Source organism: Streptomyces sp. YIM 121038 (assembly GCF_006088715.1).
Taxonomy (GTDB): Bacteria; Actinomycetota; Actinomycetes; order Streptomycetales; family Streptomycetaceae; genus Streptomyces.
Genome location: NZ_CP030771.1, coordinates 4,159,508 through 4,176,308, shown reverse-complemented (window position 1 = coordinate 4,176,308; position 16,801 = coordinate 4,159,508). Strand labels below are relative to the sequence as shown.

The following is a 16,801-nucleotide window of genomic DNA, read 5'->3' as shown; positions in this document are numbered from 1 at the left end:
GAGGACCGATCGGCACGCCCAGTCCGCACGGGGTGGCCGTACGGCGTGCATCCGCACGCCCGGGGTGTGCGCGCCACGCGCCGCGCACACCCCGGGCCGCGCGCGGACGCCCGCCGCCGCGCCCCTCCCGTACGGCCCCGCCCGTCCGCACCCGCGCCCCTACGTCATCGCCGTACGCACGCGACCGTCGTACGCACGCGATCGCTGTAAGCACGTGATCGCTGTACGCACGCGACCGCTGTACGCACGCGATCGCCGTACGCACGCGCCCGTGCGCCGCAGAGGAGCCCCCTCATGCCGTCCACGCCGTCTCCCGCGTCCCCCACCTGGGACCCGAACCAGTACCTGCGCCACGCGGGCCACCGCAATCGCGCCCTCACCGATCTGCTCGCCCACGTGAGCGCGCCCGCCGACGGGCGGCCCCCGCGCATCGCCGACCTCGGCTGCGGGCCCGGCAACTCCACCGCGCTCATCGCCGAACGCTGGCCCCGCGCCCACATCACCGGCTACGACAACTCGCCCGAGATGCTGGAGCGCGCCGCCGACCACGCCGGGGCCACGCCCGGCGGGGGCCGCGTGGACTTCGCCCACGCCGACCTCGCCCGGTGGGCGCCGCCGGAGCCGTACGACCTGATCCTGTCCAACGCCACCTTCCAGTGGGTGCCCGGGCACGCCGACTCCTTCGCCGCCTGGATCCACGCCCTCGCGCCCGGCGGCACCTTCGCCTTCCAGGTCCCGGCCAACTTCGACGCGCCCAGCCACGCGCTGATGCGGGACCTGGCGGCGGCGCCGCGCTGGCGCACACGCCTCGCCGGGCGCCTGCGCCACGCGGACGCGGTCCTCGAACCCGCCGCCTACCTCGACCTCCTCAGCGGGCTCGGCTGCGCCGCCGACGTCTGGGAGACCACCTACCTCCAGGTCCTGCCCGGTCAGGACGCGGTCCTCGACTGGGTCAAGGGCACCGGACTCCGGCCCGTCCTCACGGCCCTCGCCGACGACCCCCGGGCCACCGGGGACTTCCTCGACGAGTACGGGGCCCTGCTGCGCGCGGCCTACCCCCGGCGGGACCACGGCACGGTCTTCCCCTTCCGCCGCCTCTTCGCGGTGGCCCGCAAGGCCGGGGCCGAGGAGGCGGTGTGATGCTGACCGCCCTCGACCACGTACAGCTGGCCGCGCCGCCCGGCAGCGAACCGTCCCTGCGCGCCTTCTACGCGGACGCCCTCGGGATGGAGGAGGTGCCCAAGCCGCCGGGGCTCGCGGCGCGCGGCGGCTGCTGGTTCCGGGCGGGGGCCGTCCAGCTCCACCTCGGGATCGAGGACGGCTTCCGGCCCGCACGCAAGGCCCATCCCGGGCTGCGGGTCGTCGGCATCGACGCGTACGCCGCGCGGCTCGTGGCCCACGGGGTCGGCGTCGTCTGGGACGACGCGCTCCCTGGCCACCGCCGCTTCTACGCCCACGACCCGGCAGGCAACCGCCTGGAGTTCCTGGAACCGTCCGCCCGGGCCTGAGCCCCACCCGGGGCCCTCGGACCGTGCCCCCGCGGCTGGCCCCACCGAGGAGCGCCGGTCGCCGCCCCAGGGCTCCGGCGCGGGCTCTACCGAGGAGCGCTCCCCGCCCGCCGCCCCAGGGCCCGCGCGCGGGCTCCGCCGAGGGGCGCTCCCCGCCCGCCGCCCCACGGTCCGGGCATGGGCTCTACCGAGGGTCGGTCCTGCCCGCCGCCCCACGGCTCGGGCCTGGGCTTCACCGAAGGGCGCTCTTCGGTCGCCGCCCCAGGGCCTGGGCATGGGCCCCAGCGAGGAGGGCTCCCCGCTCGCCGCCCCACGGTCCGGGCATGGGCTCCGCCGAGGGGGCCGCCTCACCGCCCGGCCGCGGGGCCCCGAGGCGGGGTGCTCGCCCGCGGCCTCGGCGACACGGGGCTGCGCTGCGCGCCGCCGGGGCGGTACCTGGCGGTCAGGGGCCCGGCCCGTAGGCCCCTCACCCCACGCCGGAGTCAGGCTTCGCCGGACCAGGACGGCCCCGCCACCCGCCCCGCCCGGTACGAGTTCCGTGGGGGACCGCCGCCCGCCCCTTCGGCGGGGCCAAGTCGCGTGGAGCCGGGGGCAGCCTCGCACTGCCCGCGCCTTCGCCGGGGCCAAGCCGGGTAGAGCCGGGGGGGGGAGCCCTCCCGCCGCCCCCACCCAGGCCGGGAGTCCATGGGCACCACCGGTGCGCCGGGGTGGTCCCGCCCCGCCCTTCGCCCGGGCCAGGGCGGTGGTGAAGGGCGCCACCCGCGAGCGCTTCCGCGGAGGCCGGGTCGCCCGAGGCCGGGGACAGTCCCGCCACCCGCCCCCACCCGGGGCGGTGCCGCTGGGGGCGCCGACCGCAAGCGCCTTTGCCGAGGCCGGGCCGCCCAGGGCGGGGGATGGTCCCACCGCCCGCCCCCACCCGGGGTGGGGTCGATGGGTCACCGACCGCGAGCGCCCGCATGGGGCTTGAGCAGCCCGGGCCGGGGGCTGTGGGGCATCACCGGCAAGGGTTCCGCGTCGGGGCCGGGTCGGCGGAGTTGAGCTGGGTGGGAGACGTCTGCGGGGGCAGCCCTCCGCGCCGGGGCCGGGCTTCGCACGTCGAGGGTGGTCCCGCCCGGGGAGTTCGGCCAGGTGAGGTGGGCGGGTGGGCCTGCCCCGGTGGCGCGCAGCGCGGCCCGGTGCCGCCGGGCTGGGGGATGGCGCGTCAGCGGCATGCGCTTCGCGTCGGGCCGGGCTGCCCCATGCCGGGGGGCGTCTCGCAGCCCGCTTGCCCCCCGCCCCGGGCGGGGGCCTGGGGGTGCCACCCGCAAGCACGCTGTGGAGGGGCCCGGCCGTGCAACGCCGGGGCCCGCCCCCCCCGGCCCGGGGTGGGGGGGCTGTGGCGCCATCCGCAAGCGCTGCGTGTCGGGCCGGGCCGTGCAATGCCGGGGGCCCGTCTCCCGCCCCCGCCTGAGGTGGGGTCTGGGGGCGCCAGCGGCAAGCGCCCCGTACCGGAGGCAGGCCGTGCACAGCCTGGGACGGAGGTTGGAGGGGCGTCAGCGGCATGCGTTCCGCGTCGGGGCCCGGCCGTGGAAAGCCGGGGCGGTCCCGCCGCCCGCCCCCCCCCGGCCCGGGGTGGGCTCTGGGGGCGCCACCCGTAGCGCTGCGTGTCGAGGCCGGGCCGTGCAATGCCGCGGGGTGGCCCCGCCTCCTGCCCCCGCCTGGGGTGGAGGTCTGGCGGTGTCACCCGTGAGCGCTGTGCGTCGGGCCGGGCCGTGCAAGGGCGGGGGTGCGTCCTGCGTCCTGCCCCCGCCTGAGGTGGGGTCTGGGGGCGTCACCCGTAAGCGCTGCGTGTTGGGGCCGAGTCGTGCAATGCCGGGTCCCGCCTCCTGCCCCGGCCTGGGGTGGAGGTCTGGCGGTGTTACCCGTGAGCGCTGCGTGTTGGGGCCGAGTCGTGCAATGCCGGGGCCCGCCTCCTGCCCCGGCCTGGGGTGGAGGTCTGGCGGTGTTACCCGTAAGTGCTGTGCGTCGGGTCGGGCCGTGCAAGGGCGGGGCGGTCCCGCCGCCCGCCCCCACCCCGGGTGGGGGCCGTATGCGCTCCGCGTCGGGGCCGAGCCCGCGAAGCCGGGGGGATTCGGGTGGGCGGGTGGGAAGCCGTCCGCCGCGGTAGCGCCCCGCGCTGAGACGGTGGGCTCGCAAGGGCGGGGCGTTCCCGTTGGGAGAGCCCGGCCCCGGTGGGGGCGGGTGGGTGGGACCGCCCGGGGGCGCGCAGCGCAAGCCCCGTGTCACCGGGGCGCCAGCGTGGGGCACCGACGGCAGGCGTCCCGCGCTGTGGGCCAGGGAGTTTCGGGCGGGTGGGTGGGAGAGGGGACCGCTGCGGTGGCCGTGGGCTCGGGGGTGGCGCTGCGCGTCGGGGCCCGGCCTGGCAAGGCGGGGGCGTTTCGGGCGGGTGGGCGGGGAAGGAACCGCCGCGTTAGCCGCAGGACCGTGGCCTGGGGGGCGGCACTGCGCGTCGGGGCCCGGCCTCGCAAGGCCGAAAGTTTCGGGTGGGTGGGTGGGAAGGGAACCGCGCGCGTCAGCTGCGGGATCGCGGCCTCGGGGGTGGTGCTCCGCGTCAGGGCCCGGCCTCGCAAGGCGGGGAGCCTCGGGCGGGTGGGTGGAAAGGCCCCGCTGGGTGGGCGGGGGAGGCCTGCGCTGGGCGGGCGGGGGAGGCCTGCGCCGGGCGGGCGGGGGAGGCCGCCGCCGTGCAGGTGGGAGACGCCCCCGCCGGGCAGGTGGGAGAGGCCCCGCCGGGCGGGTGGGAGACGCCCCCGCCGCGGTAGCGGTGGGGGGCTCGCGAACCGTCGTCAGGCCTTGCGGTGGCCTATCAGCCGCGGCTTCGGCTCCAGCCCGTCCAGCCCGTGCCAGGCCAGGTTGACCAGGTGCGCGGCCACCTCCGCCTTCTTGGGCTTGCGCACGTCCAGCCACCACTGCCCGGTCAGGGCCACGCTGCCGACCAGCGCCTGCGCGTACAGCGGCGCCAGCTTCGGATCGAAGCCGCGGGTCTTGAACTCCTGCCCGAGGATGTCCTCGACCTGCGTCGCGATGTCGGAGATCAGCGAGGCGAAGGAGCCCGTGGACTGGGGGATGGGGGAGTCGCGGACCAGGATGCGGAAGCCGTCCGTGTACTCCTCGATGTAGTCGAGGAGGGCGAAGGCCGCCTGCTCGCACAGCTCCCGCGGATGCCCGGCGGTCAGGGACCCCGTCACCATGCCGAGGAGCTGCCGCATCTCGCGGTCCACGACCACCGCGTACAGGCCCTCCTTGCCGCCGAAGTGCTCGTACACGACCGGCTTGGAGACGCCGGCCTTCGCCGCGATCTCCTCGACGGAGGTGCCTTCGAAGCCCTTGGCGGCAAACAGGGTGCGGCCGATGTCCAGCAGCTGTTCGCGGCGCTCGGCGCCGGTCATACGGGTCCGGCGGGTACGCCGGGGCTTGTCGTTGTTCGAATTCGACGGGCTCTTCGGGGCCCGGGAGGAGCCCTTCGTGCCCGGAGTGCTGGAGTCGGTCGCCACGTGTTCCATCATGCCGCGTCAGCGGCCCGACGGTTGCCAGGGGCATCGATCGCGTCGGCCGGCTTGCGGCGCGCGTCGATCCGGGACCGCGACGGCCACCGCACGTCGTACGCCCAGCCGAACTGTTCGAACCAGCGGATCAGGCGCGCCGAGGAGTCGATCTGCCCCCGCATCACACCGTGCCGCGCGGACGTCGGGTCGGCGTGGTGCAGGTTGTGCCAGGACTCGCCGCAGGAGAGGACGGCCAGCCACCACACGTTCCCCGAGCGGTCACGGGACTTGAAGGGCCGCTTGCCCACCGCGTGGCAGATGGAGTTGATGGACCACGTCACATGGTGGAGCAGCGACACCCGGACGAGTGAGCCCCAGAAGAACGCCGTGACCGCGCCCCACCACGACATCGTCACCAGACCGCCGACCAGCGGCGGGAAGAGCAGCGACACGAGCGTCCACAGAACGAACTGACGCGAGACGGCCCGGATCGCCGGGTCCTTGATCAGATCCGGCGCGTACTTCTCCTGAGACGTCTGCTCCTGGTCGAACAGCCAGCCGATGTGTGCCCACCACAGGCCCTTCATCAGGGCGGGCACCGTCTCGCCGTACCGCCACGGGGAGTGCGGGTCGCCCTCCGCGTCGGAGAACTTGTGGTGCTTGCGGTGGTCGGCCACCCAGCGCACCAGCGGGCCCTCGACCGCGAGCGAACCCATCACCGCGAGGGCGATCCGCAGCGGACGCTTGGCCTTGAACGAGCCGTGCGTGAAGTACCGGTGGAAACCGATCGTGATGCCGTGACAGCCCACGAAGTACATGAAGACGAGCAGACCCAGATCGAGCCAGCTCACCCCCCAGCCCCAGGCCAGCGGCACCGCCGCGACCAGGGCGACAAAGGGGACGGCGATGAACAGGAGCAGCGTGATCTGCTCCAGGGAACCCTTCTGCTCGCCGCCCAGCGTCGCGGACGGGAGCGGGGCGCCGCTCGGCGCCCCCTGAGATTCTTCGATGACATCGGGGCTTGTGGTCATTGGGCGTTCCCCTGGGGGGTCGAGGGTGTGTGCGCAGGCCATGTGCCATGAGAGCGAGTGCCCGCGCCGCGGCCGGCGCATGCCGCGCCTACGGGACCGTAACCTACGGGCACGTAAGTATCGCAGCGCGCGGCCCGGCGGCAAGAGGCCGCGAGACAGCCGGAACGCATCGACACCTATCCTTGGATCGGTCGGACAGCGCGGTCCGCTCTGTTATCTCCCCCGGTTCACCCACCGGGACCCCTCCCAGACGTGCCCACCGTCTCCCAGCGCCCCGCGGGGCCGGGATTCACCGCAAGGAGCCGCACCTGTGAGCAGTGCCGACGACCAGACCGCCCCGCAGGCCGCCGCGAGCACCGCGACGGCCACGGCCACCAGCGAGCTGCGCGCCGACATCCGCCGCCTCGGCGACCTCCTCGGCGAGACCCTCGTCCGCCAGGAAGGCCCCGAGCTCCTCGACCTCGTCGAGAAGGTCCGCCGCCTGACCCGCGAGGACGGCGAGGCCGCCGCCAAGCTGCTCGGCGGCACCGAGCTGGAGACCGCCGCCAAGCTGGTACGGGCCTTCTCCACCTACTTCCACCTCGCGAACGTCACCGAGCAGGTGCACCGCGGCCGTGAGCTCCGCGCCCGCCGCGCCGCCGAGGGCGGCCTGCTCGCCCGCACCGCGGACCGGCTCAAGGACGCCGACCCCGAGCACCTGCGCCAGACCGTCGAGCACCTCAACGTGCGTCCGGTCTTCACCGCCCACCCCACCGAGGCCGCCCGCCGCTCCGTCCTCAACAAGCTGCGCCGCGTCGCCGAACTCCTGGAAACCCCGGTCATCCCCTCCGACCGGCGCCGCCACGACATCCGCCTCGCCGAGAACATCGACCTCGTCTGGCAGACCGACGAACTGCGCGTGGTCCGCCCCGAGCCCGCCGACGAGGCCCGCAACGCCATCTACTACCTCGACGAACTGCACGCCGGAGCCGTCGGCGACGTCCTGGAGGACCTCACCGCCGAACTGGAGCGCGTCGGCGTCCAGCTGCCCGAAGGCACCCGCCCGCTGACCTTCGGCACCTGGATCGGCGGCGACCGCGACGGCAACCCCAACGTGACGCCCGAGGTCACCTGGGACGTCCTGATCCTCCAGCACGAGCACGGCATCAACGACGCCCTCGACACCATCGACGAACTCCGCAGCTTCCTGTCGAACTCCATCCGCTACACCGGCGCCACCGAGGAGCTCCTCGCCTCCCTCCAGGCCGACCTGGAGCGCCTGCCCGAGATCAGCCCCCGCTACAAGCGCCTCAACGCCGAGGAGCCCTACCGCCTCAAGGCCACCTGCGTCCGCCAGAAGCTGGAGAACACCAAGCAGCGCCTGGCCAAGGGCACCGCGCACGAACCCGGCCGCGACTACCTGGGCACCACCGAGCTCCTGCACGACCTCACGCTCATCCAGACGTCGCTGCGCGCCCACAAGGGCGCCCTCTTCGCCGACGGCCGCATGAACCGCACCATCCGCACCCTCGCCGCCTTCGGCCTCCAGCTCGCCACCATGGACGTACGCGAACACGCCGACGCCCACCACCACGCCCTCGGCCAGCTCTTCGACCGGCTCGGCGAGGAGTCCTGGCGCTACGCCGACATGCCCCGCGAGTACCGGCAGAAGCTGCTCGCCAAGGAGCTCAGGTCGCGCCGCCCGCTCGCGCCGTCCCCGGCCCCCCTCGACGCCGCCGGGCACAAGACCCTCGGCGTCTTCGAGACCGTGCGGAAGGCCCTGGAGGTCTTCGGCCCCGAGGTCATCGAGTCGTACATCATCTCCATGTGCCAGGGCGCCGACGACGTCTTCGCCGCCGCCGTCCTCGCCCGCGAGGCCGGCCTGCTCGACCTGCACGCCGGCTGGGCCAAGATCGGCATCGTGCCGCTCCTGGAGACCACCGACGAGCTGCGCGCCGCCGACGTCATCCTCGACGAGATGCTCGCCGACCCCTCGTACCGCAGGCTCGTCGCGCTCCGCGGCGACGTCCAGGAGGTCATGCTCGGGTACTCCGACTCCTCCAAGTTCGGCGGCATCACCACCAGCCAGTGGGAGATCCACCGCGCCCAGCGCCGCCTGCGCGACGTCGCCCACCGCTACGGCGTGCGCCTGCGCCTCTTCCACGGCCGCGGCGGCACCGTCGGCCGCGGCGGCGGCCCCTCGCACGACGCCATCCTCGCCCAGCCCTGGGGCACCCTCGAAGGCGAGATCAAGGTCACCGAGCAGGGCGAAGTCATCTCCGACAAGTACCTGGTGCCCTCGCTCGCCCGCGAGAACCTGGAACTCACCGTGGCCGCCACCCTCCAGGCCTCCGCCCTGCACACCGCCCCGCGCCAGTCCGACGAGGCCCTCGCCCGCTGGGACGCCGCCATGGACGTCGTCTCCGACGCCGCCCACGCCGCCTACCGCAAGCTGGTCGAGGACCCGGACCTGCCGACCTACTTCCTCGCCTCCACCCCGGTCGACCAGCTCGCCGACCTGCACCTGGGCTCCCGGCCCTCCCGCCGCCCCGGCTCCGGCGTCTCGCTCGACGGCCTGCGCGCCATCCCCTGGGTCTTCGGCTGGACCCAGTCGCGGCAGATCGTGCCCGGCTGGTTCGGCGTCGGCTCCGGCCTCAAGGCCCTGCGCGAAGCGGGCCTGGACACCGTCCTGGAAGAGATGCACGAGCACTGGCACTTCTTCCGCAACTTCATCTCCAACGTCGAGATGACCCTGGCCAAGACCGACCTCAGGATCGCCCGGCACTACGTCGACTCCCTCGTGCCCGACGACCTCAAGCACGTCTTCGCCACCATCGAGGCCGAACACGAGCTGACCGTCCGCGAAGTCCTCCGCGTCACCGGCGAGAACGAACTCCTCGACGCCCAGCCCGTGCTCCGCCAGACCTTCGCCATCCGCGACGCCTACCTCGACCCGATCTCCTACCTCCAGGTCGCCCTCCTCAAGCGCCAGCGCGAAGCGGCCGCCGACGGCGGCGAAGCCGACCCGCTGCTCGCCCGCGCCCTGCTGCTCACCGTCAACGGCGTCGCCGCCGGACTGCGCAACACCGGCTGACCCCACCGCACGACCAAAAGGCCCCGAACCGGTGCGGTTCGGGGCCTTTCAGGTGAAAAGTGCGCTTAACGCCTTGTCGTAGCGGTGAGAGCGGACCCGGCCGCCCCACAGTTGACCCGTCCTCAGGTCCCCTCGTGGTCGGAAGTGCTGTGGTCCTCCTCGCCCACCGGTACCGTCGCGCGCTCGGCGCCGCGGTGGCCGTCCTGCTCACCGCCCTCGCGGCGCTCGCCCTCGCCCCCCACGACAGCGCGGCCCGCGCCGACGCCCGCATGAGCGTCCGCCTCGACCCCGGCACCACGCCGGTGCCGTCCGGCGACCACGTCACCTACAACGGCTTCATCCAGTGCTCCATCCCCGGAGACTGCCAGTCGGTGACCGTCACCTTCACCCCGCCGCCCGGCGCCTCCGGCAAAGGCGTGATCTCCCAGCCGTACCCGCCCGGCATCACCGGCGTCACCGCCCACGACGACGGCAGCGTCACCGTCACCTACAGCTCCATCGCCAGCGGCCAGAGCTCACAGCTCACCGTCAGCTGGCCCACCGAGGACTACTGGACACCCCCCGGCGACCAGCGCGCGACCATGTCCGCGACCGCCACCAACGGCGACGGCACCCCCAGCACCGACGACGCCGTCGTCACCGTCACCGCCGAACCCAACCCGGCCGTCCGCAAGGAAGGCCCCTCCCGCGCCCGCCCCGGCGAGACCATCACCTACAAGGTCACCGCCACCAACGACCCGCGCAACGCCAACCGCCCCCGCGGCAACCTCGCCCTGGAGAACGCCGTCCTCACCGACGTACTCCCCGAAGGCGTCGACCTCGTCGACGCCACCCCCGCCGGATACACCTACGACCCCGCCACCCGCACCATCAGCTGGCCCGTCGACACCGAACCCGACCGCCCCGGCGACCAGCTCGCCCAGGTCAAGACCTACCCCTACGGCGTCGTCCACGAAATCCGGGTCAAGGTACGCGACGGAGTCGCCGACGGCACCACCCTCACCGACACCGCCACCATCAGCGGCGACCCCTTCGGCCCCGGCACCGAAGAGATCACCAAGTCCGACACGGCCGACACCGTCGTCGGCACCGGCGGCGGCGAAGTCTCCGGCACCCTCGACAAATCCGTCGACACCCCCCTCGCCGCCGACGGCCAGCGTGTCTCCTACGTCCTGCGCTTCGCCAACACCGGAACCGACCCCGCCGACGCCCGCCTCGGCGACACCCTCCCCACCGGCTTCACCCCCCAGACCCTCAGCCTCTCCACCCCCTCCGGCGGCGCCTACACCGGCGACTGGACCGTCACCGTCACCCGCCGCGACGGCACCACCGAGACCATCACCCCCAGCGGCCAGACCATCGACCTGAGCCGCCTCGGCGACCTCGTGTCCGTACGCGTCGACGTCCCCGGCCTCGCCGCGGGCACCAGCCTCATCGCCCAGATCGGCGGCAGCGCCGACGGCAGCGGACTCCCCGGCGGCAGCGGCGACGTCGACAACTGCGCCCGCCTGAACCTCACCGGCGCCGCGGGCACCGCCGACGAGGAGTCCTGCACCAGCTTCCACATCGAACCCGAGGTCTCCCAGCCCGAGCTGACCAAGTCCACCGACCCCACCCCCGTCGGCCCCGGCGGCAGCCACACCTGGACCGTCACCCTCCGCAACGACCGCTACCGCACCGGCTCCTCCCCGCTGCGCCCCCGCTTCGTCGACCTCGTCCCCCGCCAGCTCGCCTACGACAAGGGCTCCTGGACCCTCGCCGACGGCCAGCCCGACTACTGCCCCGCCGCCGACCGCTTCACCGAGACCGTCTCCGAAGGCCCCGACGGCCGCACCCGCGTCGAACTCACCGCCGCACCCGGCGCCGAGATCCCCGCCGACGACTCCTCCTGCACGTACGAGTTCCGCACCACCGTCGAACCCGGCGTCGCCAGCGGCACCTACGGCGGCTCGCCCGACAGCGCCGACTACGCGGGCAACCGCGCCGGGCTCTACGACGCCGAGCGGCCCATCAACACCCGCAGGACCGACACCCACGACATCGACGGCGACGGCGACACCACCGAGAACGTCGCCGAGGCCACCGACGACTTCGCCATCGCCGAATCCTCCGCCCTGTTCGTCACCAAAGAGGTCAAGGGCGACGAGGACGACGCCTTCAAGGGCTCCGCGGAGGTCCCCGGCAAGGAGGACGAGGTCGGCCGGTCCACCATCGGCGGCACCGTCGAATACCGCACCGTCCTCGGCAACATGGGCAACACCGACCTCACCAACGTCGTCGCCTACGACCTGCTGCCCGCACCCGGCACCTACGGCGTCACCAGCGGCCGCTACGAGGACGACGTGACCAGCCAGTGGCGCCCCACCCTCACCGGACCCATCGGCGCGGGCGGCGCCCCCGTGACCATCACCTACTCCGAGGAACCCGACCCCTGCCGCCCCGAGATGGACAACACCCCCGACAAGAGCGCGCCCTTCCAGTGCGAGGGCGAGACCGACCCCTCCTTCGTCCCCGCCGACGACGTCACCGACTGGAGCCGGATCCGCTCCATCCGCTTCGACTTCGACGGGCACGTGTTCTCCGCCGGTGAGCGCTATACGCTGCGCTGGCTGATGGAGGTGCCGGAGCGCTCCCCGGACGGGGAGCCGTTCGAGGGCGGGGAACGCACCTGGAACAAGATCGCCATCTCGGGCGACCGCCGCCAGCCGGACGGCTCCACGCGGGGCCTCCTGGCCACCGAGGCCCCCTGGGTCGTCGACGAGGTCCAACCGTCCCCATCCCCGTCCCCGTCCCCCTCCCCGTCGGATTCCCCGTCCCCGTCGCCCTCTCCGTCCCCGTCGGACTCGCCGTCGCCTTCGCCTTCGCCGTCGGATTCCCCGTCGCCGTCGCCGTCGCCTTCGCCGTCGGATTCCCCGTCGCCTTCGCCTTCGCCGTCGGATTCCCCGTCGCCGTCGCCGTCGCCTTCGCCGTCGGACTCGCCTTCGCCGTCGCCGTCCCCGTCGGATTCCCCGTCGCCGTCGCCGTCGCCGTCTGACTCCCCGTCGCCGTCGCCGTCTCCGTCGGATTCCCCGTCGCCGTCGCCGTCGGACTCGCCTTCCCCGTCCCCGTCCCCGTCTGACTCGCCTTCGCCCTCGCCTTCGCCGTCTGACTCCCCGTCCCCCTCCCCGTCTCCGTCTGACTCCCCGTCCCCGTCCCCGTCGCCCTCGGACTCTCCGTCGCACTCGCCCTCGCCCTCGGAGTCGACCCGGCCGCCGACGCTGCCGGACACCGGGTCCGGGGGAGCGTGGCTGGCCTCCGGGATCGCGGCGGCGCTGCTCGCGGCAGGTGCGCTGCTCGCGGCGATCGCTCGCAGGCGCCGGGAGGAACAGGGCCACCTGTGAGCTGAGCCCGACCGAGGAGGCTCCCGCCCAGGGACCCCGGGCTGAAAAAACCCCGCCCACCCGCCCCGAAAGGGGGCGGGTGGGCGGGGGAGCATCCGGACGACGGCGGGAAAGTCGCCAGGCCGGGGCCGAGCCGGGCAACCGGGGCCGCACGGGCGGGAGGGTGGGAGAGAAGAGCCCCCCACCGCTCAGGAGTTGTACGTGCCCTGGGCCCGCTCAAGGCCCTCCACGACCAGGCACTCGACCGCGTCCGCGGCCCGGTCCACGAAGTAGTCCAGCTCCTTGCGCTCCGCGGAGGAGAAGTCCTTCAGTACGAAGTCCGCGACCTGCATCCGCCCGGGCGGGCGGCCGATGCCGAAGCGGACCCGGTGGTAGTCGGACCCCATGGCCTTGGTCATCGACTTCAGACCGTTGTGCCCGTTGTCACCGCCACCGAGCTTCAGCCGCAGCGTGCCGTAGTCGATGTCGAGCTCGTCGTGGACGGCGACGACGTTCGCCGTCGGCACCTTGTAGAAGTCGCGCAGCGCCGTCACCGGACCGCCCGACAGATTCATGTACGACGTCGGCTTGGCGAGGACGACACGGCGGCTGCCGGGACCCATCGGCCCCAGACGACCCTCCAGGACCTGCGCCTGGGCCTTGCCGGCACGCTTGAACGTGCCGCCGATCCGCTGGGCGAGCAGGTCGACGACCATGAAGCCCACGTTGTGCCGGTTCATCGCGTAGCCGGGCCCGGGGTTGCCGAGCCCCACGACCAGCCAGGGAGCGCTCGGGTCCGTCGTCATCTGGGTGTCTCCTCCATCGCTGCTCACAGCCCAACCGCCGCCCAGCGCCGGGGCGCTGGACGGCGGTTGTCACTGCCTCGAGAAAGCGGCTCAGGCCTCGGCGGCCGCGTCGCCCTCGCCCTCGGCCGGGGCTTCCTCGGCCTGCGCGGCCAGGACCTGCAGGACCACGGTGTCGGCGTCGACGGCCAGGGTCGCACCGGCGGGCAGCGTGATGTCCTTGGCGTGGATGGAGGCACCGGCCTCCAGGCCCGCGATGGAGACCGTGACGGCCTCGGGGAGGTGCGTGGCCTCGGCCTCGATCGGCAGCGTGGACAGCACGTGCTCGAGCAGGTTGCCACCGGCGGCCAGCTCGCCCTCGGTGTGGACCGGAACCTCGACGGTGACCTTCTCGCCACGCTTGACCAGGAGCAGGTCGACGTGCTCGATGAAGCCCTTCAGCGGGTCACGCTGCACGGCCTTCGGGATCGCCAGCTCGCTCTTGCCGTCGATGTCCAGGGACAGCAGGACGTTCGGCGTACGCAGGGCGATCATCAGGTCGTGACCCGGCAGCGTGACGTGGACGGGGTCCGTGCCGTGGCCGTACAGCACGCCGGGAACCTTGTTCTCACGACGGACGCGGCGGGCGGCACCCTTGCCGAACTCGGAACGGATCTCGGTGCTGAGCTTGACCTCAGACATGGGGCACTCCTCGTAGATAGGTGAACGAAGGTGTCACCCGGCCATACGACTGGCCTGCTACGAAGAGCGCGTCGATAACGGACCGCCGTACCCGCGTTCGGAACAAACGCGTACGGCCTCCCTCGCCGAGCAACTTCAACAGTCTACTCGGCAGGGAGGCCGCACCCAAAACGATCAAGCAGGACTCAGTCCGTCGGACCCGACTGCTCCTCGAAGAGGCTGGTCACAGACCCGTCCTCGAAGATCTCCCGCACCGCGTTGGCGATGGTCGGAGCGATCGAAAGCACCGTGATCTTGTCGAGCTCCAGCTCGTTCGGCGTCGGCAGCGTGTTCGTGAACACGAACTCGCTCACCTTCGAGTTCTTCAGCCGGTCCGCCGCCGGACCCGACAGCACACCGTGCGTCGCCGTCACGATGACGTCCTCGGCACCGTGCGCGAACAGCGCGTCGGCCGCCGCACAGATCGTGCCACCCGTGTCGATCATGTCGTCGACCAGGACACACACCCGGCCCTCGACGTTACCGACCACCTCGTGGACCGTCACCTGGTTGGCGACGTCCTTGTCACGACGCTTGTGCACGATCGCCAGCGGCGCGCCCAGACGGTCGCACCAGCGGTCGGCCACCCGCACCCGGCCCGCGTCCGGGGACACGACCGTGAGCTTGTCCCTGTCGACCTTCGCGCCCACGTAGTCCGCGAGGATCGGAAGCGCGAAGAGGTGGTCGACCGGGCCGTCGAAGAAGCCCACGATCTGGTCGGTGTGCAGGTCCACCGAGACGATGCGGTCCGCGCCCGCCGTCTTCAGCAGGTCCGCGACCAGACGCGCCGAGATCGGCTCACGGCCGCGGTGCTTCTTGTCCTGACGGGCGTAGCCGTAGAACGGCACGATCACGGTGATGCTCCGCGCGGAGGCCCGCTTCAGAGCGTCGATCATGATCAGCTGCTCCATGATCCACTTGTTGATCGGAGCCGTGTGGCTCTGGATCAGGAAGCAGTCCGCGCCACGTGCCGACTCCTGGTACCGCACGTAGATCTCGCCGTTGGCGAAATCGAAGGCCTTCGTCGGTACGACGCCGATGCCCAGCTCGTGGGCAACCTCCTCGGCCAACTCGGGGTGGGCGCGGCCGGAGAAGAACATCAACTTCTTCTCGCCGGTCGTCTTGATCCCGGTCACAGCACTGTCTCCTCAGACGAGTTCTTCCGCTGCTGCACCCGCGATACATCCAGAGGTCCAGGAGCGATACTCCGCATCCCAGGACATAGGCCGCGCCACGAGTCAGCCGATTGGTGTGCACCTATCACGGTACGCGGTGTTCAGCGCACCTTTTTCCAGTCAGGTTGCCGGTCAGCCCTCGCCGACCGCGTTCCCGGTCCCCCGGGAGGCCGCCTCGGCCGCCTTCGCCGCCGCGCTCCCCGGACGCTTACGGGCCACCCAGCCCTCGATATTCCGCTGCTGGCCACGGGCGACGGCCAGCGAACCCGGCGGCACGTCCTTCGTGATCACGGACCCCGCCGCCGTGTAAGCACCGTCGCCAATCGTGACAGGAGCCACAAACATGTTGTCCGAACCCGTCTTGCAGTGCGACCCCACCGTCGTGTGGTGCTTGGCCTCACCGTCGTAGTTCACGAAGACGCTCGCGGCCCCGATGTTCGAGTACTCACCGATCGTCGCGTCCCCCACGTACGACAGGTGCGGCACCTTCGTGCCCTCACCGATCGTCGCGTTCTTCATCTCCACGTACGTACCGGCCTTGGCCCTCGTCCCCAGCCGCGTACCCGGCCGCAGATACGCGAACGGGCCCACCGACGCCCCCTCGCCGACCTCCGCACCGTCCGCCACCGTGTTGTCCACCCGCGCGCCCGCACCCACCGCCGTGTCCTTCAGGCGCGTGTTCGGGCCGACCTCCGCACCCTCACCCAGGTGCGTCGCCCCCAGCAGCTGCGTCCCCGGATGCACCAGCGCGTCCCGCTCGAACGTCACCGTCGCGTCCACCCACGTCGACGCCGGGTCCACGACCGTCACCCCCGCCAGCATGGCCTCCGTCAGCAGCCGGTCGTTCAACACCCGCCGCGCGTCCGCCAGTTGCACCCGGTTGTTGATCCCCGCGATCTCCCGGTGATCCCCCGCCACCGACGCCCCGACCCGGTGCCCCGCCTCCCGCAGGATGCCGAGCACGTCCGTCAGGTACTCCTCGCCCTGGCTGTTGTCCGTACGCACCTTGCCGAGCGCGTCCGCCAGCAGCTGACCGTCGAACGCGAACACCCCGGAGTTGATCTCCCGGATCGCCCGCTGCGCGTCACTGGCGTCCTTGTGCTCCACGATCGCCGTCACCGCGCCCGACGCCGGGTCGCGCACGATGCGGCCGTAACCGGTCGCGTCGGGGACCTCGGCGGTCAGCACGGTGACGGCGTTGCCGTCGGTGGCGTGGGTCTCCGCCAGGCGGCGCAGGGTCGCGCCCGTCAGCAGCGGGGTGTCCCCGCACACGACCACCACGGTCCCCTCGACCCTGCCGCCGATCTCCTCCAGGCCGATGCGGACCGCGTGGCCCGTGCCGTTCTGCTCCGCCTGGTACGCGGTGCGGGCCTGCGGGTCGATCTCGGCGAGGTGCGCCGTGACGCGCTCGCTGCCGTGCCCCACGACGGCGACCAGGCGCTCCGGCGCGAGCTCGCGCGCGGCAGCGAGCACGTGCCCGACGAGGGAACGGCCACAGATGTCGTGCAGGACCTTCGGGGTGGCCGACTTCATACGGGTGCCCTCACCCGCTGCGAGGACGACGACGGCTGCCGGGCAATTGGCGCTCACGGGGGTGCCCTTCGGCTTCGG

The 16,801-nt window shown here is 73.0% G+C and carries 10 protein-coding genes; 4 read left to right on the top strand and 6 right to left on the bottom strand.

Going from position 1 to position 16,801, the window contains the following annotated elements:
* Positions 1-294: 294 nt before the first annotated feature.
* A complete protein-coding gene (locus C9F11_RS17375) occupies positions 295-1,140 on the top strand; it encodes a trans-aconitate 2-methyltransferase (protein WP_138960156.1) in 846 nt (281 codons plus the stop codon).
* The gene (locus tag C9F11_RS17370) at positions 1,140-1,508 is read left to right on the top strand and encodes a VOC family protein (protein WP_138960155.1); all 369 of its coding nucleotides are present in this window, start codon (positions 1,140-1,142) and stop codon (positions 1,506-1,508) included. The genes C9F11_RS17375 and C9F11_RS17370 overlap by 1 nt, the downstream gene beginning before the upstream one ends.
* 2,822 nt (positions 1,509-4,330) lie before the next feature.
* Here the strand turns inward: C9F11_RS17370 and C9F11_RS17365 are convergent.
* Both C9F11_RS17365 and C9F11_RS17360 read right to left on the bottom strand, forming a co-directional pair.
* On the bottom strand, positions 4,331-5,047 hold the full coding sequence (locus C9F11_RS17365) for a TetR/AcrR family transcriptional regulator (protein WP_171076094.1): 717 nt from the start codon (positions 5,045-5,047) through the stop codon (positions 4,331-4,333).
* On the bottom strand, positions 5,047-6,060 hold the full coding sequence (locus C9F11_RS17360) for a fatty acid desaturase (protein ID WP_138960153.1): 1,014 nt from the start codon (positions 6,058-6,060) through the stop codon (positions 5,047-5,049). The genes C9F11_RS17365 and C9F11_RS17360 overlap by 1 nt, the downstream gene beginning before the upstream one ends.
* A gap of 382 nt (positions 6,061-6,442) precedes the next feature.
* Here C9F11_RS17360 and ppc point away from each other — a divergent pair, with 382 nt between their 5' ends.
* Both ppc and C9F11_RS17350 read left to right on the top strand, forming a co-directional pair.
* Positions 6,443-9,133, top strand: a complete 2,691-nt coding sequence (ppc, locus tag C9F11_RS17355; protein WP_138966609.1) for a phosphoenolpyruvate carboxylase — start codon at positions 6,443-6,445, stop codon at positions 9,131-9,133.
* Positions 9,134-9,267: 134 nt separating this feature from the next.
* A complete protein-coding gene (locus tag C9F11_RS17350; RefSeq protein ID WP_138960152.1) occupies positions 9,268-12,513 on the top strand; it encodes a DUF11 domain-containing protein in 3,246 nt (1,081 codons plus the stop codon).
* A 188-nt stretch (positions 12,514-12,701) separates the two neighbouring features.
* Here the strand turns inward: C9F11_RS17350 and pth are convergent, their stop codons facing one another.
* From pth to glmU, 4 genes are all read right to left on the bottom strand, one after another.
* Entirely contained in the window at positions 12,702-13,298 is a 597-nt protein-coding gene (gene pth, locus C9F11_RS17345; protein ID WP_138960151.1) for an aminoacyl-tRNA hydrolase, read from the bottom strand.
* Between the two features lie 90 nt (positions 13,299-13,388).
* Complete coding sequence (locus tag C9F11_RS17340; RefSeq protein ID WP_138960150.1) at positions 13,389-13,976, bottom strand: 50S ribosomal protein L25/general stress protein Ctc; 588 nt, start codon at positions 13,974-13,976, stop codon at positions 13,389-13,391.
* 185 nt (positions 13,977-14,161) lie between these two features.
* The gene (locus C9F11_RS17335) at positions 14,162-15,151 is read right to left on the bottom strand and encodes a ribose-phosphate diphosphokinase (RefSeq protein WP_138960149.1); all 990 of its coding nucleotides are present in this window, start codon (positions 15,149-15,151) and stop codon (positions 14,162-14,164) included.
* A 171-nt stretch (positions 15,152-15,322) separates the two neighbouring features.
* Positions 15,323-16,780, bottom strand: a complete 1,458-nt coding sequence (gene glmU / locus C9F11_RS17330) for a bifunctional UDP-N-acetylglucosamine diphosphorylase/glucosamine-1-phosphate N-acetyltransferase GlmU (protein ID WP_138960148.1) — start codon at positions 16,778-16,780, stop codon at positions 15,323-15,325.
* Positions 16,781-16,801 lie beyond the last annotated feature (21 nt).